Source organism: Rossellomorea sp. H136, from assembly GCF_056838065.1.
The window spans coordinates 2,679,572-2,702,963 of the sequence record NZ_CM166371.1 but is presented as its reverse complement, the minus strand read 5'-3'; the positions used below and the strand labels follow the sequence as shown (position 1 = coordinate 2,702,963).

Here is a 23,392-nt window from a genome sequence, read left to right as displayed (position 1 = left end):
GCTTGGTAAAACAGTATGATGCTTTGATTGTGGGTGGAGGAGTAATCGGCTGCTCCATTGCGTATCAATTATCCAAAAGAGGAAAGAAAGTTCTCCTGATTGAGAGAAATCAATTGGCGGGAAAAGCATCGAAAGCAGCTGCAGGCATGCTCGGCGTTCAAACCGAATTGAAGGGAAATGATCCTCTGTATCATTTGGCGAAGGCAAGCCGTGATATGTATCCTTCCTTATCAAGGGATTTAAAAGAAATCAGTGGAATGGACATTGAATATGTTGAAAATGGAATGATTAAATTGGCGAGAACGGAGGAGGAAGCACAAGAATTAGTAACAACAGCTTCCTTAACATCACCAGTGGAACAAGTTAAATGGCTTTCACCCCACACTCTATTTACCTATGAACCTCATCTTTCAAAGGATGTGGCAGGGGGATTATATATCCCGAAGGATGGAAACGTCTCAGCATCAAAGCTTACACAAGCATTAGGTTCGGCTTCGATCATGCTGGGTGCAGAAATTAGTGAATATACAGACGTGTATGATTTTATGAAAGAGAGAAACAAAATCACTGGAGTCAAGACGTCTAAAGGAGACTATTATGCAGACGAAACGATTGTAGCGGGCGGTGCTTGGAGTCCATTCCTCATGGAACGACTGGAAATGAAGTTCAGAAGTTTTCCAGTCAAGGGTGAATGCTTTTCCGTTAAGGTCCCCGGTAAAATAGTGGAGCGGACCATCTTCACAGAAGGATGCTACATTGTTCCAAAAGTTGGTGGGCGCCTTTTAATCGGTGCAACGGAGCACCCCCATACCTTCGATGAAACGATTACCACAGGTGGATTAATGAACCTAATGCATTTGGCCACAACCATCCTTCCAGAATTGGTTGATGCCAAGTGGGAAAAAGCGTGGGCCGGGATACGGCCTCAAACAGAACAAGGGGTGCCGTTTATGGGGAGGAGTGAGGGATGGGAAGGGCTTTCCATTGCAACGGGGCATTACCGTAATGGTATACTCCTGGCACCCATAACAGGAGTATTGATGGCAGATCTGATAGAGGGGAAGGAATCCCATTCCCTGCATTCATATTTAAGGAGTTGAGAAGGTGGAATTACGAATAAACGGACAGTTGGTCACGGTGCCGGAATCCATTTCAACAGTATTGGAATTGATTCATCATTTTAACTTGGAAAATCGAATGATCATCGTTGAACAGAACCAAACCATCCTTGAAAAACAGGAGCATAAGATCACCAAAGTGAAAAATGGGGATATCTTAGAGTTAGTACAATTTGTAGGAGGCGGTTGAAATGTTGAAAATCGGAAAGTACACATTCCATTCAAGACTTTTATTGGGAACAGGAAAATATCCTGACTTTGATATTCAGAAAAGAGCTGTCGAGATTTCCGGTGCAGAAATTCTTACGTTCACGGTAAGGCGCATGAATATCTTTGAGCCTAGTCAACCTAATTTCTTAGAAAAGCTGAATCTTGAAAACTATTCATTATTACCGAATACAGCAGGGGCTAAATGTGCTCAGGAAGCGGTTCGACATGCACAATTAGCGAGAGCTTCAGGGCTTTGTGACATGATTAAGGTAGAAGTGATCGGATGTGATAAAACGCTGCTGCCCGATCCCGTCGAAACACTGAAAGCAACTGAAGAATTAATAAAAGAAGGCTTTACAGTGCTTCCTTATACGTCTGACGATGTTGTTCTTGCAAGGAGATTGGAAGAGTTAGGGGCACATGCCATCATGCCCGGTGCTTCCCCTATAGGATCTGGACAGGGAATCATCAATCCAGTCAATCTCCGTTTCATTATTGAGCAAACAAAGGTACCGGTCATTGTGGATGCCGGAATTGGTTCTCCTTCAGATGCAGCTCTTGCAATGGAACTCGGGGCTGATGCTGTATTGCTCAATACAGCCGTCTCTTCGGCTAACGATCCCGTTATGATGGCGAATGCCATGAGGCTTGCGATTGAAGGGGGACGATTCGGATATGAGGCTGGAAGAATTCCGAAGAAACGTTATGCAACAGCAAGCAGTCCAATGGAGGGGATGAGTGTTTGAATGAAGATAGATATTCAAGACAAACGCTGTTTCACCCCATCGGAACAGAGGGACAAAAGTTAATAAGAAATAAACATGTGTTGTTGATCGGGGCGGGAGCACTGGGAACAGGCAATGCAGAAGCCCTTGTACGTGCTGGTATCGGGAAGTTGACGGTTGTGGATCGTGATTATGTAGAATGGAGTAATTTACAACGTCAGCAGCTGTATAACGAGGAAGATGCAAGAAACCGAATCCCAAAAGCTGTAGCGGCAAAAAAAAGACTCCAAGCGATTAATTCAACTGTAAAAATCGAAGGACATATACTCGATGCCATGCCAGAAGAGATGTTGAAACTTGCCAAGAGCGTAGATCTTATCATCGATGCAACGGATAACTTTGATACGAGAATGATCATAAATGATATCTCTCAAAAATATTCCATTCCTTGGATTTATGGTGCTTGTGTTGGGAGTTATGGAATATCATTCACTATTCTTCCCGGTATCACTCCCTGTCTTCAATGTTTGATCGACACTGTTCCAATGGGTGGAATGACCTGTGATACAGCGGGCATCATCAGCCCTGCCGTGTCCACGGTTGTGGCCTACCAAACTACTGAAGCATTAAAGATACTGGTAGAAGACATGGAGGCACTGGGTAATAAAGTGGTCTCTTTTGATTTATGGAAAAATGAGCATACTTCGCTGGATGTGAGCAAGCTGAAAAGGGATGAATGCCTTTCATGTGGAGAGCATCATACATTCCCCGGTCTGAAATACGAAAATCAAACTAAAACAGCCGTCCTCTGTGGTAGGGATTCAGTTCAAATCCGACCAGCTGTAAAACAAGATGTGAATCTTTTGGAACGATCAAAATCTTTAGAACTTCAGGGAAAACAAGTAGATAGAAATCCTTATCTGATTTCATTCGAGGTTGAATCTTATCGAATCGTACTCTTTCGTGATGGACGTACTCTCATTCACGGAACAAAAGATATAAGGAAAGCAAAATCGGTTTATCATCGTTATTTGGGATAAAGGGAGGAGAACAGCATGATTCAAAAAGCATTAACGATTGCCGGATCGGATTGTGGCGGTGGGGCTGGAATCCAGGCAGACCTCAAGACGTTTCAGGAGCTGAATGTCTATGGAATGTCTGCTATAACAGCAGTGACGGCGCAAAATACAAGAGGTGTACAAGGCGTGTATCCATTGTCAGCGGATGCTGTCATTGATCAATTAACATCGATTGCTGAAGATTTACCTCCCCAAGCCATCAAAACGGGCATGCTGGTGAACGGAGACATTATTTCTCATGTTGCAGACTTTGTTCGATTACATTCCTGGAAGAAGCTCGTAGTAGATCCTGTCATGATAGCAAAAGGGGGGGCATCCTTATTGGATAGGGAATCCGTTAATGCATTAATCAATGAATTGATTCCCCTTGCGTTCGTGGTAACGCCGAACATTCCCGAAGCTGAGGCATTGACAGGGATAGACATTCTGAATGATGTTGATCGTAAGAAAGCGGCGGAGGTATTGTTTCAAATGGGGGCAAAACATGTGGTGATTAAAGGTGGGCATCAATCTCATGCTCAATTTGTTCAAGCGACTGACATCCTCTTTGATGGAAAAAGATTTTATGATTTTAGCAGTCCGAGAGTCTTCACACCACATACACACGGAACAGGGTGTACATTCTCTGCTGTGATTACATCGCAATTGGCAAAAGGACATACGGTCTATGATTCTGTCCATACTGCCAAACAATTTATTACTGCAGCGATCAGTGACTCACTGGGCATTGGGAGTGAACACGGCCCAACGAATCATTGGGCGTACCATGCAGGTATGAATGTATGAATCTCAGAGAAAGTTTGCAGTTATATTTTGTGATGGGAAGCTATAATTGTGATAAGCATCCGGCACTAGTATTAGAGGAAGCCCTTTTAGGCGGAGTTACCATGTTTCAGTTTCGTGAAAAAGGTATAGAAGGTTTAGAAGGTGATGCGAAAGTTGAGCTGGCTCATGAGCTACAGCGTTTATGTCGTAAACACGGTGTTCCTTTTATCGTGAATGATGATGTGGAGCTGGCGTTATTAATGAACGCAGATGGAGTACATATAGGTCAGGAGGATGAACCTATCGAAAAAGTCCGTCAGAAAATAGGAAATAGAATACTTGGTGTCTCCTCTCATGACGTGAATGAAGCCAGGTTAGCTTTGGATTCCGGGGCAGACTATCTTGGAGTTGGTCCAATGTTTCCTACCAATACAAAGAATAATTGTAGAGAGGTTCGGGGCCCGAAAATCATCCAATTAATAAGAACAAATGGTATCGATATCCCCCTTGTCGGGATTGGAGGCATTCATTACAGTAATGCTTCTCAAGTATTGGAAGCAGGTGCGGACGGAGTCGCAGTCATTTCTGCGATTTCAAAACATCCCTTTCGCACGGAAAACTTAGCCCAAGCTGTCCAACAAAAGCTATTACGATTGTAATCGATCCACAATGAAAAATAAAACCACCATAGCAACATATCTCTTACTCCCTCATCATACTATACAGTAGACCTCGGTCTAACTTGTATCAACATCAACGATAAGAGGGAGGGGTAAGAATGAATGTCTGGTTTGTTTTGTTAAACATTTTGGTGTTTCTTGTTCTCATCGGTGTATTACTTTATATGCAAAGGAAAAATGTTTCATTTTCAAAACGGGTGTTTACCGCTCTGGGGCTGGGGATATTATTTGGTCTTGGATTACAGTGGGTATATGAAGCTGGGGATGAAAATGTCACACAATCGATTGAATGGTTTAACATCGTCGGATCCGGCTATATTAAACTTCTGCAAATGATTGTCATGCCTTTAGTATTTGTGTCGATTATTTCAGCCTTCACTAAATTAAAACGGTCTCATAATTTAGGGAAGATCTCTGTGCTGATCATTGGATTGCTGGTAGGCACAACAGCCGTTGCTGCAGCTGTCGGGATTGCTACGACCGTGGCTTTTGATTTGGAAGCGATCCAGATTGATCAAGGAGAGGCAGAAACGGAAAGGGGAGTTCAATTAGAGGAGAGAGCGACATCTTTAGAAGGTCAGAGTTATCCTCAAAGAATTCTCGAGCTTTTACCTGCGAATCCGTTCCTGGACTTTACGGGACAAAGAGCAACCTCGACGATCGCTGTCGTGATTTTCGCAGCTTTCATCGGTATCGCTTACTTGGGGGCTCAGCGCAAAGAGCCTGAGGCTGCTGAATTCTTCAAGAAAATCGTTGATTCTGTCTATGCTGTAGTCATGAGAATTGTGACTTTGGTGTTACGACTCACTCCATTCGGTGTGTTGGCCATCATGGCTAAAACGGTTGCATTAAGTAATTTTGATGCCATCATGAAGCTTGGAGAATTTGTTGGAGCATCTTATGTGGCCTTGATTATCATGTTTGCCATTCACTTAATCATGCTTACTCTTGCTGGCTTAAATCCGGTCACTTACATGAAAAAAGTATTTCCTGTATTAGCATTTGCTTTTACGTCGAGATCCAGTGCCGGAACACTGCCACTTAACATTCAAACACAAAAGCATAAATTGGGTGTTTCAGAAGGGGTTGCCAACTTCTCGGGATCATTCGGGTTATCCATCGGTCAGAACGGTTGTGCAGGTGTGTATCCTGCCATGCTTGCAGTGATGATTGCACCGACTGTCGGGATTAATCCATTAACCCCTTCCTTTATTCTTACGCTCATCGTAGTGGTGGCCATTAGTTCCTTCGGTGTTGCTGGCGTTGGAGGCGGAGCTACATTTGCTGCTATCCTTGTTCTATCCGCCTTGGATCTTCCAGTAGCGTTAGCGGGTCTATTGATTTCTGTTGAACCTTTGATTGACATGGGGCGAACAGCAGTAAATGTGAGTGGTGCAATGACATCTGGAATCATAACAAGTAAAGTGACAGGTGATTTGGATAACGAAACGTATAACAAAGAAATCATTGAAGCAGAAGTTTAAACAAGTGGGCTGGCTCATACATATATGAGTCAGTTTTTCTTTTGTATGAAAATAAATTTAGTTATTTTGAGTAATTATAATTGAAAATTCAGACTATATTCTTTACTATAGAATTAAACATACCGACTGGTTAGTATCTGAGGTATGTAAATGAAATGCTGTAAAGATGAGGAGGCACGAACGTGCATGTGAATGAATTATTTGATTTATCAGGTAAAGTTGCCCTTGTGACCGGAGGAGGCAGAGGGTTGGGGAAACAAATCGCGACAGGGTTTGCTGAAGCGGGGGCAAACGTTGTAGTATGCTCGAGAAACGTTGAAGCATGTGAAGACGTGAAGAAGGAATTAGAAGAAATAGGTGTCCAATCACTGGCATTGAAGTGTGATGTCACTAATCCTGAAGACGTACAGCGTGTTGTAGATGAATCGAAGAAGGTGTTTGGCCGCATTGATATTTTAGTGAATAACAGTGGTGCTTCCTGGGGGGCACCTGCAGAAGAAATGCCTCTTGACGCTTGGCATAAAGTTATCAATGTGAATGTAAATGGGACTTTTATTATGTCACAGGCCGTGGGGAAATTAATGCTCGAGCAACAGCAAGGAAAAATCATTAATATTGCTTCAGTAGCAGGTCTTCAAGGTACAGACCCACGTTATATGGATGCCATTGGCTATAGCACGAGTAAAGCAGCGGTCATCAATTTCACGAAGGATCTAGCCGTGAAATGGGGTTCCCGCGGGATTCATGTGAATGCAATCGCACCGGGATTCTTTCCAACAAAAATGTCAAAAGGAATTCTATCTCATGCAGGGGAAGCCATTTTAAACGGAACACCATTAAATCGATTCGGTACCGAGAATGATCTTAAAGGAGCGGCACTTTTCCTGGCGGCTCGTGCATCTGATTTTGTCACTGGTTCAGTTCTCGTCGTAGACGGTGGATCCTCAGCGATGTAACCGAGTGCGGAGTATTACATGTTTTGGTTAAGAAAGGATGGATGTAATGGATTTCTCCTATTCTCCAAAAGTACAAGAATATCAAAATAGGATATCCCGTTTTATGGAAGAATACGTGTACCCGAATGAATCTCTCTATGAAAATCAGCTCAATCAGCAAGAAACCCGCTGGAGCGGGGTTCCCACAATCATGGAAGAACTAAAAGCTGAAGCGAGGAAACAGGGATTATGGAACCTATTTCTTCCTCAAAGCGAATATGGTGCCGGGCTTAATAATGTCGAATACGCCCCTCTTTGTGAAATCATGGGGAGATCCCTGATCGGTCCGGAAGTGTTTAATTGCAATGCTCCTGATACAGGGAATATGGAAGTGTTGGAACGTTATGGGACTCCTACTCAAAAACAACAGTATCTTATCCCTCTGCTAAATGGTGATATCCGTTCATGTTTCTCTATGACCGAGCCTGATGTCGCGTCTTCCGATGCAACGAATATTAAGGCGAGTATCATCCGGGATGGAGACGAATACATCATTAACGCGAAGAAATGGTGGTCATCAGGCGCCGGTGACCCTCGATGCACCTTTTCCATACTAATGGGGAAAACAGATCCCAAGGCGAGTCGTCATGAACAGCAATCAATGATTATCATCCCGCTGAATACACCAGGTGTGAAAATTGAGCGCATGCTTCCTGTGTTCGGTTACGATCATGCCCCTCATGGTCATGGAGAAATCACCTTTACCGATGTAAGAGTTCCTTTAGAAAATATTATTTGGGGTGAAGGAAAAGGTTTCTCTATTGCTCAAGGAAGGTTGGGACCTGGGCGAATTCATCATTGCATGAGATTGATCGGTGCAGCAGAGCGGGCACTTGAAGAATTATGTAAGCGTGTTCAGGGACGTGATGCATTCGGAATGGCATTGGCAAGTCAGGGGGTCGTAAGAGAATGGATTGCGAATTCAAGGATTGAAATCGAACAAGCCCGTCTTCTTACGATGAAAGCAGCCTACATGATGGATACCGTCGGCAATAAAGCAGCGAAACAGGAAATCGCCATGATTAAAGTGGTGGCTCCTTCAATGGCTTTAAGTGTGATCGACCGGGCCATTCAAGCTTTCGGGGCAGCAGGAGTATCGGATGACTACACGATGGCAGCTCAATGGGCAAATGCCCGTACACTGCGACTTGCTGATGGACCTGATGAAGTACACCGTGCCCAATTGGCAAAATTAGAATTGAGAAAACACGAAAAAGCTTCTCCTGTAGAAGGCTAGGAAGAGAGATGGATGCTGATGAGATTACAAGGGAAAGTTTCCGTTATTACAGGGGGAGGCGGAGGAATTGGACGCGCTACAGCACTAAGGTTCTCGAAAGAAGGTGCTGCTGTGGTCGTAGCAGATCTGGATGATGCAAGAGGTGAAGAAACGGTCAGACTCATTCACGAAAAAAAAGGAATTGCACTTTTTATCAAGACGAACGTGCGGGAAAGTGAAAGCATTCAATCCCTCGTACATACTACGGTGGAACATTTCGGAGGTTTCGATATCCTTATCAATAATGCAGGAATCGGACAGTCGGAAGTCAGGAGTATTGATCTGGACGAAAACGAATGGGATGCCGTATTGGATACAAACTTAAAGAGCATTTTTCTGGGAATGAAGTATGCCATACCTGAATTGATGAAAAAAGATGGTGTAATTGTGAATGTATCGAGCCTTCTCGGTTTAAAGGGCCGCAAATACGTGTCAGCCTACAATTCGGCAAAAGGTGGTGTCATACTACTGACACAAAATGCTGCCCTGGAATATGGAAAGGATAATATTCGAGTGAATGCAGTAGCGCCTGGGGTTATTGATACGAACATCATCAATGGTTGGAAAAAGGATGAGAGGAAATGGTCGGCGATCTCTCAATCAAATGCTCTAAGACGGATTGGAAATCCAGAAGAAGTCGCATCAGCGATTCTGTTTTTAGCTTCTGATGAGGCGTCCTTTATAACCGGTGCCACACTATCTGTTGATGGTGGAGGATTAATCTTTTAAGGTAAATGCAGAATTAGTATATGAGTAATCTGAAATGGAAGGAATGATTTTATGACAACTAAATCTTGGCTCAGTCATTACCCTGAAGCGTATGAGACTGAAATTCCTGAGGTTGATTTTTCAATACCAGAAATGCTTCGACATACCGTTTCTTCATTCCCGGCTCATCCATGTATTAGCTTTTATCAAAAACGGATAACGTATGGTGAACTTCAAGGTGCCGTCTCCATGCTTGCTTCATCCTTTCAACATATTGGAGTGAAGAAAGGAGACAGGGTGGCGATCATGCTCCCGAACTGTCCGCAATATGTGATCTCTTATTATGGAATCCTTACCTCCGGGGGAATTGTCACACAGGTGAATCCGATGTCAGTTGAAAGGGAATTAATCTATCTGCTCAATGACTCGGGAGCTGAGACAATCGTCGTATTGGACCGTTTTTATCCAATGGTCCATTCCATTCAAAAGGAGACAAAAGTCAAGAGGATTATTGTAGTAAGCTTTGAGGGAGAATACCAACTTGTCCCACCAGACTATGACTTTGATGAATTTTTGATGGTAGGGGATGGTGAAGTATCCCAGGTGTCGATCAACCCTGAAGAAGATGTGGCAGTCCTTCAATATACGGGTGGAACTACCGGTGCATCCAAGGGAGTCATGCTCACTCATAAAAACATCCTTTCAAATGTCATTCAAAGTCAACTCTTCTTTAAAGACAGCATTGAAACAGGGAAAGAAAGAAGCCTGAGTGTGATTCCGTTCTTTCATGTATTTGGGATGAATTCATGTATGAACTTTGCGGTTTATTCAGCAAATGAAATGATCTTACTTCCAAGGTTTGAATTGTCAGAAGTGCTAACCACCATTAAGAACGAACAGCCCACCCTGTTTCCAGGTGTGCCGACTATGTACGTGGCGATCACCAATCATCCACAGGCAGAAGAGTACGGCATTGATTCAATAAAAATTTGTAATAGCGGTAGCGCCCCGATGCCAGTTGAGTTATTGAATCAATTCGAAAAGAAAACAGGAGCGAAAATATTAGAGGGATACGGATTATCAGAGGCTTCACCAACGACTCATTGCAACCCCGCTTTTGCAGAAAGAAAGCCGGGAACGGTTGGAATTGGATTTCCATCCACAGACTATAAGGTAGTTGATTTAGCAACAGGCACTACGGAGGTTCCTTTAGGAGATGTGGGCGAACTCATTATTAAAGGCCCTCAAGTAATGAAAGGCTACTGGAATTTACCTGAAGAGACTGCTCACGCCCTTCGAGATGGTTGGCTTTACACAGGAGACATCGCCCGAATGGATGAAGAAGGGTATATATCGATTGTGGACCGAAAGAAAGATCTGATCATTGCATCAGGATACAATGTGTATCCCCGGGAAGTCGAGGAAATCATTTACGAGCATCCAAGCGTACAGGAAGCTGTCGTAATCGGTGTCCCGGACTCTTATAGAGGCGAAACGGTTAAGGCAGTGATCGTCTTAAAGTCAGGGGAACAGGCAACTGAAAAAGAATTGGTTCATTTCTGTGAGGAGAACATGTCATCATTTAAGGTTCCAAAAATCATTGAGTTTCGTGAGGAGCTTCCAAAGACGAATGTTGGGAAAATATTACGAAGAGCCCTGCGTGAAAACGTGAGGTAATATGATATAATTTAGGTGATATTTGCAGATTGAGAGGATTTCAGATGAAAGAAAAACTTACAGAACATGCTGTACGCTTATTTGATGAAAAAGGATTTACCGTTACTTCCATTCAGGACATAGTAGAATCCATTGGTGTAACAAAAGGAACATTCTATTACTATTTCTCCAGTAAGGAAGAGCTGTTAAAGGAAATTCACATGCGCTATATTGATGGCTTATTATCTAAACAGGAAAGAGTTCTTGGAGATGATCGGAAGAGCTACATGGAAAAACTATATGATATTGTCCATCTTTCCATTCTGGACATTAAAGAGCAAGGGGCCAGTGCCAAAGTATTTTTTAGAGAAATGAGGCACTTGAGCAAGGAAAGTCTGGATGCAATTGAGCCTAAGCGGGATATGTATCGCTATAATATAGAAACTCTCCTGAAAGAAGGTAGGAAGAACGGAGACTTTCATGAGGACTTTGACGTATCGATTGTAGCTTTTGGAATTCTCGGTATGATGAATTGGAGCTATCAATGGTATAAGCCTGATGGTGCGAAATCCGATCAGGAAATTGCCCAGACTTTTGTCGATATGGTATTAAAAGGGATTGAGACAGAGTAAATGGGAAATCATCTAAAGGATTTCCTTATGAATAACATACCAACTGGTTAGTATTTATATAGGGAGATGACGGGCTAATGGAAACCATTACGGTAACGAGTAGATTTTGCGAAACGGATGCATTAGGTCATATCAACAATACAACTTATTTTGTTTATTTAGAAGAAGCAAGAATTAAATTCTTTCAATCACTCGGATTTGATATGGATGTGAAAGACTGGCGGTTTATTCTCGCTTCAACCAAATGTGACTTTGTGTCACAAGGGTATTTTAATCAAGAGTTAAAGATCACCACCTATCTATCAAAAATTGGATCGAAGAGCTTTCAGTTAGAGCATGACATTTTATGTGCGAACACCCATCAATTGATTGCAAAGGGAAATGCGGTGATCGTTTATTTTGATTTTCTTGAGCAGCAAAGCAAAATGATCCCTGAGTTGTTAAAGGCGCAGTTAAACACTCATTTGCGCTCAGAGAAAACTGAATATTCTTAATGTTGGAGGGGTAAGATGTCTGAAAAAACTGGGTATGAAACGGTATCGGTGCGAGAAGGAGAAGAGCTGAATACTACCAATCTAAAAAGCTTTTTGAATGAGCATTTCCCTCACCTCCTTCATGAAGAGCTCTCTATTAAACAATTTTCTGCAGGACACTCAAATCTTACGTATCTACTTAAAATGGGTGAATGGGAAGGTGTACTGAGACGTCCTCCATTAGGACCTGTCGCCCCGAAGGCTCACGATATGAAAAGAGAATATAGGATTCTTTCAGAAATTCAACCATTATTCTGTGTTACACCTGAGCCGTATGTATTCTCTGATGATGAAAGGATCGTAGGCAGCCCATTTTTCATCATGGAGCGAAAAAAAGGTGAAGTATTTGATACTTCCTTTCCCCCTCATCTCCATGTGACACCAGATATCTGCAGGAAAATATCGGAGGAAATGGTTTCTAAACTGGTCGATCTTCATTCCATTGATCACAGAAAAACAACTCTTCATGAAATCAGTAAGCCCGAACACTTTATGGAAAGACAAGTATATGGATGGATCAAACGTTACGAGCGTACCAAAACAAGTGAGATTCGCGAAGTGGATCAGCTGACACACTGGTTGATAAAGAATGTTCCAGGAAATGCTGAATCGACAATCATTCATTATGATTTTAAATTAAACAATTCCATGTTTTCTTCTGACCTTAAATCTATGGTGGGGTTATTTGACTGGGAGATGGCGACCGTTGGTGATCCTCTTGCTGATTTAGGTGTCGCTATGGGGTATTGGATACAAAATGATGATCCAGAGTTATTAAAATTTGGTCTTGGGAAGCCTCCAGTAACGATCATGGACGGTTTTTACAGCAGAAGACAATTTATCGAAGAATATGCCAGGAAAAGTAGTAGAGACGTGAACAATATCCATTTTTATTTATCTTTTGCTTATTTTAAGCTCGCAGTCATTGTGCAACAAATCTATTACCGTTTTAAGATGGGGCAAACCAGCGATTCACGATTTTCTCAATTTGATCGGTTTGCGAAATCGTTGATCACCCTGGGAAGTCAAGCAGCATTTGATCGCCAGGAATAAAGACAAGGAGATGAATGAAAACGATGAAATCCTCTTTACTACTAGAAACAACTGACCGGGTAATGACATTGACATTAAATAGACCGGATAGCTTGAATTCCTTTGATGAGAACATGCTTACGGGAATCGTTGAAGCACTAGAGCAGGCAGAGCGTAATCAGGAAATCAGAGCCATTGTGATTCGCGGTGCCGGGAGGGCCTTTTCTGCAGGTGGCGACGTGAAAACGATGGGGAGTGCCACTTCAAACGAAGTCTATGAACACATCGGGATATTAAATACATGCATTAAAGCACTAAAAGAAATAGATAAACCGGTCATCGCCTCGGTACACGGCTTTGCAGCAGGTGCCGGTTTTAATTTAGCCCTGGCCTGTGATTTGATTATCGCTTCAGAAGATAGTCAATTCGCTTTAAGCTTCTCTAAAGTAGGTCTTATTTCCGATGGCGGAGGTTCGTATTTTCTTCCACGCATAATCGGTCCACATTTAGCGAAAGAATTCTTCTTTTCAGGAGAACCTGTGACAGCGGGAAGAATGTATAACTTAGGTGTGGTAAACCGTATTGTCCCTTTTGAACGACTTGATGAGGAAACAACTGATTGGGCTAGAGAGTTAGCCTTAGGGCCAAGTAAAGCTTATGGAATGATGAAGAAAATGATTGATCGTTCATTCACCTCATCTTTGGATGAGATACTTGAACAAGAACGAATCACACAAACCTTGATGATTACAACTGAAGATCATGGTGAGGGAGTTTCAGCATTTAAAAACAAAAGAAGACCATCGTTTTCTGGAAAATAGGAGGGATTAGGATGAAAGCCATTCAGTTCAGGGAGTTTGGAAGCCCAAATGTATTAGAAAATGTGGACATAAATGTTCCGACGCCTCGGGGTAGAGAAGTCCTTATTGATGTTCATGCATCTGCAGTCAATTATGCTGATACAGCAAGACGGGAAGGGCAATATGTGGTAAAAACTCCACTCCCATATATCCCGGGTTCTGAAGTGGCGGGAATCGTCACTGAAGTGGGAGAAGATGTGAAGAGAGTAAGAAAAGGAGACCGGGTTGTAGCCATGATGGATTCCGGAGGTTATGCAGAATTTGCCCTGACAGATGAGCGTTCATTGATCCCCCTCCCATATGGATTGGGTTTCAAGGAAGCGGCCGCGATCCCTGTTCAAGGATTAAGTGCCTATCACATATTAAAAACCTTGGGAAGGTTGCAGCAGGGAGAAACCGTCCTCATTCATGCAGCGGCTGGTGGAGTAGGCCTGCTTGCCGTCCAACTGGCAAAACGATTTGGTGCAGGTAAGATCATCGCTACGGCCAGCACAGAAGAAAAATTACGTCTGGCTGAGGATATGGGAGCGAATGTGTTAGTCAACTACACTCAAGAGGGCTGGGAATCAGAAGTTCTGGAAGCCACAAATGGAAAGGGTGTAAACCTGGCATTGGAAATGGCCGGCGGTGATGTTTTCTATAAAACGTTAAAATGTCTCGACTATTTCGGAAGAATGGTGATTTACGGAGTAGCAAGCGGAGAGCAGAGCAGATTTTATCCTTCTTCTTTGATGGCAAAGAATCAGTCTGTTATCGGGTTCTTCCTACCTCCTCTCATGAGAGATGCTGAACTGACCCAGAAAACCCTTCATGAAATCTTTCATTATGTAGCGTCCGGGGAATTGAAAGTAACGGTTGGACATGTATTTCCTTTAGAAGATGCAGCTAAGGTTCATACACTCATGCAAGCAAGAAAAACGGTAGGAAAGGTAATCCTGAAGCCATAATACTAACCAGTTAGTATACGATCCATTTTATAGGGGGGAACCGGGATGAACTTACGGTTATCAGATGAACAAAGGATGATCCAAAAAACCATCCGTAAATTTGTTGAGAAAGAACTAATACCTTTAGAAAATGAAGTGCTAAGAAATGAACGGGAAGGAAAACCAAGTCTTTCCCCGGAAAAAAGGAGCGAGCTGCAGTTAAAAGCAAAGGAAGCAGGGTTCTGGGGGATCAATACACCAGAAGAGTATGGCGGAGCGGAACTCGGGCAAATGATGATGGCCATTGTTTATATGGAAATCTCTAAAACCTTTGTGCCTTTCAGTTTCGGTGGTTATGCAGATAACATCCTATACTATGCCAACGAAGAACAGAAAAAGAACTATTTGATCCCCACGATAAACGGAGAGAAAAAGTCCTGCTTTGCCATGACGGAACCGGGAGCTGGATCCGATACTCAAAACATTCGGATGACCGCAGTGAAGGATGGAAATGAGTGGGTGTTAAATGGTGAAAAAACGTTTATTACTGGCGGAAATGAAGCAGACTTTGTCATGGTCATGGCGGTGACCGATAAGGAAAAGCATCGGAGAACGGGTCGGGAAGGAGTAACCTGTTTTATAGCCGATCGAAGTATGGGTTGGACATCCGAATACATTCATACCATGGGGGAATGGGGACCGGCCAGTCTGTTTTTTGATGACGTGCGGGTACCTGAAGAAAATATTCTCGGTGAAATCGATGGTGGTTACAATCTGGGGCTGGAATGGATCGGGTTCGCACGCTGGATTGTTGGTGCACAAGCGGTAGGCGCAGCAGAACGTTTACTGCAAATGGCGATTGATTATTCCAAAGAAAGAGAGACATTTGGAAAGCCAATCGCGGATCGACAGGCGATTCAATGGCAGATTGCTGATTCTGCCGTGGAAATTGAAGCTGCCAGATGGCTTGTGTTAAATGCAGCATTCACGCTGGATCAAGGAGAAGATAATCGCCATGTTGCATCGATTGCCAAACTGTACGGATCGAACATGGGAAATCGGGTAGTGGATCGGGTCCTTCAAATTCACGGAGGGATGGGCTACACAAGAGAACTTCCGATTGAACGCTGGTATCGTGAAGCAAGATTGTGGCGTATTTATGATGGAACTGATGAAATTCAAAAACTGATCATTTCTCGGAATCTATTAAAAGGGCATGTGAAAGTGGGCCAATTTGTTTAAAGGGATAAGGAGGTAATGTAAATGGGTGAAAGATTCAGAGGGAAAGTAGCTTTAGTAACAGGCGGGAGCCGGGGGATCGGTAAAGCGATTGCCAAGCTCTTTGCAGGAGAAGGGGCAAAGGTTGCCATCATTGACGTGAATGAAGAGGCACTCTTGGAAGTCAGTGAGGAATTGAGAGAGTATGAAATATATACAAGAATTGCGAATGTAGTAGAATTCAAAGAAGTAGAAGAGGCCGTCAACGAAGTCTTTGAAACTTTCGGGGCCGTTGACATTGTTGTCAACAATGCAGGAGTCATCAGAGATAACCTGTTGTTTAAAATGACTGATACAGATTGGCAAACGGTCATGGATGTGCATTTGAAAGGATCATTTAACGTAGCGAAAGCAGCGCAAGGTTATATGGTGAAGAACAGGTATGGCCGGATGATTAATATCTCTTCTACCTCGGCACTCGGTAACCGGGGACAGGCAAATTACGCTACGGCTAAAGCTGGTCTTCAAGGCTTAACGAAAACTTTGGCTATAGAGCTAGGTCCTCTTGGTATTACGACAAATGCAGTAGCCCCCGGATTCATCGAAACGGAAATGACTAGAGAAACGGCTATGCGAATCGGAATTACCTTTGAAGAACTGGTGGAAGCAAGTCTTCAAGGAATTCCTGTCGGAAGAAGCGGGCAACCGGAAGATATAGCGAATGCAGTGGCGTTTTTTGCGGATGAAAGATCGTCATTCGTTAATGGACAAATCCTCTACGTAGCTGGAGGGCCGAAAGCCTAATGGGAGAAAGAGGTGAAGGATATGTTTCAATCTTATATCGGTAAACGCTCGACTTCCGTAGAAAATTGTGTAGAAAAAGGAGCGGTTCATAAGTTTGCCGAAGCCATCGGTGATCCACATCCCATTTATGTGGATGAAGAAGTAGGAAAAAGGTCCAGATACAGGGGGAATATTGCCCCCCCTACTTTTCCACGAGTGTTCGACTATGGAACAATTGAAGGTTTTCATTTACCGAATGTCGGGTTAATTCATGGGGAACAATCTTTTCAATATGAAAGACCACTGAAGGTCGGGGAACGTATTCAGTGTTATACGGAGATAAAAGATTACTATGAGCGGAAAGGATCGGGTGGAACACTTGGCTTTCTTGTAATCGAAGATATCGGTGAAGACTCAGGAGGGAATAGGATTTTCACCTCCGAGGCGATTGTCATTATCACTGAAACGGTCAGAGAGAGGTTGGGAAAATGACTATACTATCATCCATTAATATAGGTGAAACGATTCCCATTGTCGAATTAGCTCCAGTCTCGAGAATCGACTTAATCAAATATGCAGGAGCATCTGGGGATTATAACCCCATTCATACGATCGATGAGGAAGCCCATAAACTGGGTCTTCCAGGAATCATTGCTCATGGTATGTGGACAATGGGCAATGTCACCAGGCTTTTTAGTGATCATTATGAAGAAGGATTTATCAAAGATTACACCGTCCGCTTTAAAGGGATGGTTTTTTTGGACGATGTTATTACATTGATTGCAGAAGTATCAGAAAAACAGGATGATCTCTTACATTTTAAAGTCTTTGCCGTCAATCAGGACCAGAAGAAAGTGATCGAGGGTAAATTGATGTTTCAATTATTTTGAGCATTCATGTGAAAATTGTGTCCTATAGCTTTCATAAAGCGAATAGAAATAAAGAGAATTAATGTTCTGAAAGAAAAAATAAGTCAAAAGACTTAAATCCGATAGAAAAACTCGGGTTGACTTCCCTGAAGAATGTGGTATTATTTAGAATATTAAAATTAATAACTCTTATCCAGAGTGGTGGAGGGATCTGGCCCCGCGAAGCCCAGCAACCTACGTTATGTAAGGTGCTAATTCCAGCAAAATGTGAAGTCATTTTGGAAGATAAGGTATCCTTACCTGAACAACCTTCCAAAATGGAAGGTTGTTTTTTCATTCATGATTTTCTGGATAAGATGAAAATTGGGGGAATCAAGTGACTAAAGAAAATAATCAAGAGGCACAGTATGATGTAGTAGTCGAGAAGATCACTTCGATGTTGAAGACGATGAGTTTTGGATCAATTACCATTGTGGTTCAGGACGGTAAAGTCATTCAATTGGAGAAAAACGAGAAAGTGCGAATTAAATAAGCTGACTAGACAAACTAGAGGCGCATAACACAGATAAGGGAAATCCCTATATCTTGTTATCGCCTCTTTTTGTTTGGATGAGCGGGAAAGGGGTGTATCATGTTAACCTATCAAACTTGGAAAAAACCATCTGTCCAATTTGAAATTGATCCGGTATATAAAGGAGCTGTAAACGTACTTGAGTGGACGTATGATCATTATGGTGAGAGTGTCGTATATGCATGTAGTTTTGGGATAGAAGGGATCGTATTAATCGACCTCTTAACCAAAGTACAACCGGAAGCAACCATAGTATTTCTTGATACAGGTGTTCATTTCAAGCAAACCTACGAAACGATTGAAAAGGTGAAGGAGAAGTATCCTGGTATCACCATTTATATGAAAAAGCCTGAATTAACGCTCCAAGAGCAAGCAGAAACATATGGAGATAGGTTGTGGGAGAGAAATCCGAACCAATGCTGTCAAATTCGAAAGCTCGACCCTTTAAAAGAAACCTTATCCAAAGGAAATGCCTGGATTTCAGGATTAAGAAGGGAGCAATCACCGACAAGGAGTCAGGTTGAATTCATCAATAAGGATGACAAGTTTCAATCGGTTAAGATTTGTCCTTTGATTCACTGGACTTGGAAGGAGATTTGGAGGTATGTCCATAAACATAACCTATCCTATAATCCTCTTCATGATCAGGGGTATCCAAGTATCGGATGCTTCCATTGTACAACTCCAGCCATAGACATCAATGATCTCCGCTCAGGAAGATGGAAAGGAAAAGGGAAAACCGAATGCGGTCTTCATTAAAAGGGGTGACATTCTTTGATTGAAGTAATCGCCCTGATCATAAGTTTGTTTTTCGCTATGAACATTGGTGCCAGTGGAGCGGCAGCATCGATGGGTGTTGCGTATGGTGCAGGAGCCATAAAGAACATCAGGGTTGCATTATGGATCTGCGCAGCCGGTGTCCTGAGCGGGGCGGTATTAGGTGGAGGAGAAGTAGTTAAAACCATAAGTTCAGGGATTATCCCTCAGCATGTACTCTCCATCAAAATCGTGGTCATCATATTGTTATCCGCCACCATTTCCTTGTTTCTGGCGAATGTGATCGGGATCCCGCTGTCTACAAGTGAAGTAACGGTCGGAGCGGTTGTAGGAGTCGGAGTCGCATATCAAGTTCTTTATGTGAAGTCACTCTTAACGATCATGTCATTCTGGGTGATTGTCCCGGTCATTGCCTTCGGAGTTACGTGGGTATTCGGTATAGGTTTAGTAAAGCTTGAAAAGCGCGGTTTCCATTTTGAAAAAAAATGGCTTGCGTACCTTTTGATTATCGCCGGGTTCTTTGAAGCCTTTTCGGCAGGGATGAATAATGTAGCCAACGCCGTCGGTCCATTAGTGGGTGCGGGTTTACTGTCTCCCTCCCGTGGGATTTGGCTGGGTGGATTGTTCGTTGCCCTCGGAGCTGTCTTACTGGGGAAAAAAGTAGTGGAAACAAACGGGAAAAAAATTACACAATATTCAAAAGCCGAAGGAATTCTCATATCCTTTACGGGAGCGATCCTGGTGATTGTGAGCTCACTGTATGGATTACCGATCCCGCTGACTCAGGTTACTTCGTCCTCTATCATAGGCCTCGGGATGGCGAAGAACGGCAAACATATGCTGCAAAAGAAAATTGTCAAAAAAATCGTCAAAATATGGGTGGTCTCTCCCCTTATTTCACTCAGTATTTCATATTTTTTAGTAAAGCTCGTGATTGATAGCGATCTGTATTCGATCGTGGTTCCAATATGCGTCATTATCGCTACTGTGGGAGCATTATCCCTTATGCGTGTGATCAATGAAGAAAGGCGATCCGTTCACGAAGACGGAGGCGGAATTTAATCTTAATTCCGATTAAAACAATATGTTAAGGAGGATAAATGATGAGTTTACAGCCCCACGGAGGAAAGCTTGTTCAATCATATTTACCAGAAGAACCCTATGAGGATATTCTCAATGAGATCACTTTAGACGAAACCGCATTAAGTGATTTGGAACTCATTGGAATAGGTGCTTACAGCCCTATAAATGGATTCTTGACCGAAGTTGATTATCAACATGTGGTGGAAACATTACGATTGCGAAATGGCAATGTGTGGAGTATTCCGATTACCCTCCCCATTGGAAAAGAAAAAGCAAGAGACGTAAAGAAAGGCTTAAAGAGTCGCCTTGTTTATAAGGGAGAAACCTATGGACTCATTGAGGTGGAGGATATTTATGAACCAGATAAACAGAAAGAAGCCCTTCTCGTATACGGAACCACCGACGCTGATCATCCAGGTGTCAAGAAATTATTCCAACGGGGAGATGTGTACGTAGGTGGGAAAATCAGTCTTATTAAACGTCTTTCCAAACCTTTCACCGAGTATACATTTGACCCAAATGAAACAAGAAAGTTTTTTAAGGAAAAGGGATGGAAAACGATTGTCGGATTTCAAACGAGAAATCCTGTTCACAGGGCCCATGAGTATATTCAGAAAACGGCATTGGAGACCGTTGATGCACTCTTCTTAAATCCGTTGGTAGGAGAAACAAAGGCGGATGATATCTCAGCGGGCATCAGAATGGAGAGTTATGAAGTTCTGTTACAGAACTATTACCCTAAAGATCGTGTGTTTTTAGGAGTCTTCCCTGCTGCCATGAGGTACGCGGGTCCAAGGGAAGCCATCTTCCATGCACTGGTACGAAAAAATTATGGATGCACGCATTTTATCGTCGGGAGAGATCATGCAGGTGTTGGCGATTATTATGGTACCTATGATGCGCAGAAAATATTTGATCAGTTCAGTGAAAGTGAGATAGGGATTACCCCTCTCCGCTTCGAGCATAGTTTTTACTGTGAGAGGTGCGAAGGGATGGCGACTACGAAAACATGTCCTCATGATAAGAACGATCACGTTATTTTGTCAGGGACAAAAGTGAGAGGGATGCTCCGCAACGGGGAAGTTCCCCCTTCAACGTTCAGTCGCCCTGAAGTGATCGAAGTGTTAATTAGAGGTCTAAAACAAGAAGCTGGACAAACGACTTAAGGAGGGTACGGGGTTGAATGAAAAAACAGAAAACATCGTATGGCATGAAACCGCAATAACGAAACAGGAGAGACGAAAAAAAAATGGACATCAAAGCTTTATTTTATGGTTCACGGGTTTATCCGCTTCAGGGAAATCGAGTGTCGCCAATGCATTGTCTCACTCTCTTTTCCAACAAGGGAAACAAGTCTATGTTTTGGACGGAGATAATGTCCGTCATGGTTTAAATCATGATTTGGGATTCAAGGAAGAAGATCGTAAGGAGAATATCCGGAGAATCGGTGAGGTGTCCAAACTTTTCATCGATAGCGGACAAATTGTGCTGACGGCCTTTATTTCACCTTACAGGGAAGACCGTGCTCTCGTACGAAATTTAGTGGAGACTGATGAATTTATCGAAGTATATGTGCATTGTTCGTTAGAAGAATGTGAAAAACGTGATCCAAAAGGATTGTACAAAAAAGCCCGTAAAGAGGAAATCACTCATTTCACAGGAATCAGTGCTCCTTATGAGGCACCTGAAAAACCGGAAGTGGTACTGGATACAGAGAAACATTCAATTGAAGAATGCGTGGAGTACTTACTAACTGTATTGAATCAAAAACAGCTTATATAGGGGGAGAAATCATGGCATATTCAAAATCTTGGGAGTCAAATGAGAAATTAAACAAAACGGAAAAATGGAAACTGGAGAAAGACGGGTTGTCTATCTTTGAAGATATTCCGTACTATGCGGAAAATGGCTTCTCTTCGATTCCGAAAGAAGAGTGGGATAAGTTTAAATGGGCAGGTTTGTATTTACAAAGACCAAAGGAAGACGGCTATTTCATGATGAGAGTGAACGTCCCGTCGGGCATCTTGACCTATGAACAGTCACGGGAACTTGCTGCCATTTGTAAAGAGTATGGTAGAGACGTCTATGACATCACCACCCGCCAGGCGATCCAATTTCACTGGTTGAAGATTGAACAGATTCCCGACATCTTTAAACGTCTGGAGAAGGTTGGATTGTCTTCAGCCGGTGCATGCGGTGATATCACACGTAATATCGTCGGGAACCCCCTGGCAGGAATCGATCCTGATGAACTTTTCGATACAAGGAGCATTGTGAAAGAAGTATATGATTTCTTTCAGCACAACGAAGATTTCTCAAATTTACCGCGGAAATATAAAGTAGCAATCTCCGCAAATATCAATAATGCGTCGAATGCTGAAATCAATTGTGTTTCCTTTGTTCCGGCAAAAAAGCTGATAGACGGTAAAGAAGAAGCCGGCTTCCATCTGAAGATTGGTGGAGGATTGTCCGCAAGACCATTCCTCGCCCAAGAGTTGGATGTATTCATCCTTCCTAACCAAGTGAAGGAAGTTGCGATAGCGGTCACCACGATTTTTCGCGACTTCGGTTATCGGGAAAAAAGACATTTGGCCCGTTTGAAATTCTTAATGGCCGATTGGGGTCCAGAGAAATTCAAGGAAACGCTATTACAGTATGTTGAGCTTTTACCTGCGGGAGTTGATGCCGTGGAAGGGTGGAATGCGGGATATTTCTACGGAGTACATCCACAGAAACAGGAAGGACTCAATTATGTGGGGCTGAATGTACCGGTTGGACGCTTAAATTCTGATGAAGTATATGAACTTGCGAGGATTTCCAAGAAATATGGGAATGGAGAACTGAGAAACTGTAATTCTCAAAATCTCATCATTCCCAACATACCAGATGAACACGTTGAGGCTTTGCTTTCTGAGAAAATCTTTGATCGCATTTCAACAAGTCCCCTTTCCTTTATCGGGTATTCTGTATCATGCACAGGGATCGAATATTGTAATCTAGCTTTAGTGGAAACGAAGGAACGGATGAGACAAATCGCGAATCAATTAGATCAGGAACTTTCATTGGATGTCCCTGTCAGAATCCACATGGTCGGATGCCCGAATTCATGCGGTCAACGACAAATCGCGGATATCGGGCTTCAAGGAATTAAAATGAGAACGAAAGATAAGAAGATGATAGAAGCATTTGAAATATATGTCGGAGGAACACTTCAAGACGGTGGAAAACTGAATGAAAAGTTAAAAGGGAAAGTGGAGGCTGGCAATTTGACAGGAGTGGTAAAGCAACTCCTCCTTCATTTTAAGCAAACAAAAGAACCGGGAGAAGCCTTTTTTGACTATATCAACCGGGTTGGTACCGTTCCCCTTCAAGAAACGTTAGATCAATTACTTCAGGAAGCTTAAGGAGGCAC

General features: G+C 42.8%; 26 protein-coding genes and 1 riboswitch. All 26 genes read left to right on the top strand.

Translation table 11 applies throughout. The annotated features are described in order from the left end of the window. Positions 1-2 precede the first annotated feature (2 nt). A complete protein-coding gene (gene thiO, locus ACYH0O_RS13615; protein WP_482629151.1) occupies positions 3-1,100 on the top strand; it encodes a glycine oxidase ThiO in 1,098 nt (365 codons plus the stop codon). Between the two features lie 4 nt (positions 1,101-1,104). Beyond that, positions 1,105-1,308 carry a sulfur carrier protein ThiS gene (gene thiS, locus ACYH0O_RS13610; protein WP_149156006.1) on the top strand — a complete coding sequence of 68 codons (204 nt, stop codon included), beginning with the start codon at positions 1,105-1,107 and terminating at the stop codon, positions 1,306-1,308. A gap of 1 nt (position 1,309) precedes the next feature. Next, positions 1,310-2,074 (top strand): thiazole synthase, encoded by a 765-nt coding sequence (locus ACYH0O_RS13605; RefSeq protein ID WP_426892746.1) that lies wholly within the window; start codon positions 1,310-1,312, stop codon positions 2,072-2,074. Then, positions 2,071-3,093: a thiazole biosynthesis adenylyltransferase ThiF gene (locus ACYH0O_RS13600; protein ID WP_482629150.1), complete on the top strand. Its 1,023-nt coding sequence runs from the start codon at positions 2,071-2,073 to the stop codon at positions 3,091-3,093. Before ACYH0O_RS13605 ends, ACYH0O_RS13600 begins: the two co-directional genes overlap by 4 nt. A gap of 15 nt (positions 3,094-3,108) precedes the next feature. After that, positions 3,109-3,918: a bifunctional hydroxymethylpyrimidine kinase/phosphomethylpyrimidine kinase gene (gene thiD / locus ACYH0O_RS13595; RefSeq protein WP_482629149.1), complete on the top strand. Its 810-nt coding sequence runs from the start codon at positions 3,109-3,111 to the stop codon at positions 3,916-3,918. Then, positions 3,915-4,556: a thiamine phosphate synthase gene (thiE, locus tag ACYH0O_RS13590; RefSeq protein WP_482629148.1), complete on the top strand. Its 642-nt coding sequence runs from the start codon at positions 3,915-3,917 to the stop codon at positions 4,554-4,556. Before thiD ends, thiE begins: the two co-directional genes overlap by 4 nt. A 119-nt stretch (positions 4,557-4,675) precedes the next feature. Continuing rightward, positions 4,676-6,061: an L-cystine transporter gene (locus ACYH0O_RS13585; protein ID WP_482629147.1), complete on the top strand. Its 1,386-nt coding sequence runs from the start codon at positions 4,676-4,678 to the stop codon at positions 6,059-6,061. Positions 6,062-6,243: 182 nt separating this feature from the next. Continuing rightward, entirely contained in the window at positions 6,244-7,017 is a 774-nt protein-coding gene (locus tag ACYH0O_RS13580; protein WP_149156000.1) for an SDR family oxidoreductase, read from the top strand. A 46-nt stretch (positions 7,018-7,063) separates the two neighbouring features. Further along, positions 7,064-8,293 carry an acyl-CoA dehydrogenase family protein gene (locus ACYH0O_RS13575; protein WP_482629146.1) on the top strand — a complete coding sequence of 410 codons (1,230 nt, stop codon included), beginning with the start codon at positions 7,064-7,066 and terminating at the stop codon, positions 8,291-8,293. An 18-nt stretch (positions 8,294-8,311) separates the two neighbouring features. Continuing rightward, positions 8,312-9,061: an SDR family NAD(P)-dependent oxidoreductase gene (locus tag ACYH0O_RS13570; RefSeq protein ID WP_149156091.1), complete on the top strand. Its 750-nt coding sequence runs from the start codon at positions 8,312-8,314 to the stop codon at positions 9,059-9,061. A gap of 51 nt (positions 9,062-9,112) precedes the next feature. Next, positions 9,113-10,717: a long-chain-fatty-acid--CoA ligase gene (locus ACYH0O_RS13565; protein WP_482629145.1), complete on the top strand. Its 1,605-nt coding sequence runs from the start codon at positions 9,113-9,115 to the stop codon at positions 10,715-10,717. A gap of 44 nt (positions 10,718-10,761) precedes the next feature. After that, complete coding sequence (locus ACYH0O_RS13560; RefSeq protein WP_149155997.1) at positions 10,762-11,328, top strand: TetR/AcrR family transcriptional regulator; 567 nt, start codon at positions 10,762-10,764, stop codon at positions 11,326-11,328. A gap of 77 nt (positions 11,329-11,405) precedes the next feature. Beyond that, positions 11,406-11,822: an acyl-CoA thioesterase gene (locus ACYH0O_RS13555; protein WP_482629144.1), complete on the top strand. Its 417-nt coding sequence runs from the start codon at positions 11,406-11,408 to the stop codon at positions 11,820-11,822. 15 nt (positions 11,823-11,837) lie between these two features. Beyond that, positions 11,838-12,914: a phosphotransferase family protein gene (locus tag ACYH0O_RS13550; RefSeq protein WP_482629143.1), complete on the top strand. Its 1,077-nt coding sequence runs from the start codon at positions 11,838-11,840 to the stop codon at positions 12,912-12,914. 14 nt (positions 12,915-12,928) lie between these two features. Beyond that, positions 12,929-13,714 carry an enoyl-CoA hydratase/isomerase family protein gene (locus ACYH0O_RS13545; RefSeq protein ID WP_482629142.1) on the top strand — a complete coding sequence of 262 codons (786 nt, stop codon included), beginning with the start codon at positions 12,929-12,931 and terminating at the stop codon, positions 13,712-13,714. 11 nt (positions 13,715-13,725) lie between these two features. Further along, a complete protein-coding gene (locus tag ACYH0O_RS13540; protein ID WP_482629141.1) occupies positions 13,726-14,700 on the top strand; it encodes a quinone oxidoreductase family protein in 975 nt (324 codons plus the stop codon). Between the two features lie 45 nt (positions 14,701-14,745). Continuing rightward, complete coding sequence (locus ACYH0O_RS13535) at positions 14,746-15,921, top strand: acyl-CoA dehydrogenase family protein (RefSeq protein ID WP_482629140.1); 1,176 nt, start codon at positions 14,746-14,748, stop codon at positions 15,919-15,921. 21 nt (positions 15,922-15,942) lie between these two features. Next, entirely contained in the window at positions 15,943-16,701 is a 759-nt protein-coding gene (gene fabG / locus ACYH0O_RS13530; RefSeq protein ID WP_482629139.1) for a 3-oxoacyl-ACP reductase FabG, read from the top strand. 21 nt (positions 16,702-16,722) lie between these two features. Further along, positions 16,723-17,172, top strand: a complete 450-nt coding sequence (locus ACYH0O_RS13525; RefSeq protein ID WP_482629138.1) for a MaoC family dehydratase N-terminal domain-containing protein — start codon at positions 16,723-16,725, stop codon at positions 17,170-17,172. Further along, a complete protein-coding gene (locus ACYH0O_RS13520) occupies positions 17,169-17,570 on the top strand; it encodes a MaoC/PaaZ C-terminal domain-containing protein (RefSeq protein WP_482629137.1) in 402 nt (133 codons plus the stop codon). Before ACYH0O_RS13525 ends, ACYH0O_RS13520 begins: the two co-directional genes overlap by 4 nt. 165 nt (positions 17,571-17,735) lie before the next feature. Beyond that, positions 17,736-17,841: riboswitch (SAM riboswitch) on the top strand. Between the two features lie 84 nt (positions 17,842-17,925). After that, positions 17,926-18,081: a YezD family protein gene (locus ACYH0O_RS13515; RefSeq protein ID WP_262372569.1), complete on the top strand. Its 156-nt coding sequence runs from the start codon at positions 17,926-17,928 to the stop codon at positions 18,079-18,081. Between the two features lie 99 nt (positions 18,082-18,180). Beyond that, on the top strand, positions 18,181-18,879 hold the full coding sequence (locus ACYH0O_RS13510; RefSeq protein WP_482629136.1) for a phosphoadenylyl-sulfate reductase: 699 nt from the start codon (positions 18,181-18,183) through the stop codon (positions 18,877-18,879). 18 nt (positions 18,880-18,897) lie between these two features. After that, a complete protein-coding gene (locus ACYH0O_RS13505) occupies positions 18,898-19,959 on the top strand; it encodes an inorganic phosphate transporter (RefSeq protein ID WP_482632569.1) in 1,062 nt (353 codons plus the stop codon). Between the two features lie 41 nt (positions 19,960-20,000). After that, positions 20,001-21,146: a sulfate adenylyltransferase gene (gene sat / locus ACYH0O_RS13500; RefSeq protein WP_482632568.1), complete on the top strand. Its 1,146-nt coding sequence runs from the start codon at positions 20,001-20,003 to the stop codon at positions 21,144-21,146. Positions 21,147-21,159: 13 nt separating this feature from the next. Continuing rightward, positions 21,160-21,762 (top strand): adenylyl-sulfate kinase, encoded by a 603-nt coding sequence (gene cysC / locus ACYH0O_RS13495; RefSeq protein ID WP_482629135.1) that lies wholly within the window; start codon positions 21,160-21,162, stop codon positions 21,760-21,762. A gap of 11 nt (positions 21,763-21,773) precedes the next feature. Next, positions 21,774-23,384 carry a nitrite/sulfite reductase gene (locus ACYH0O_RS13490; RefSeq protein WP_482629134.1) on the top strand — a complete coding sequence of 537 codons (1,611 nt, stop codon included), beginning with the start codon at positions 21,774-21,776 and terminating at the stop codon, positions 23,382-23,384. Positions 23,385-23,392 lie beyond the last annotated feature (8 nt).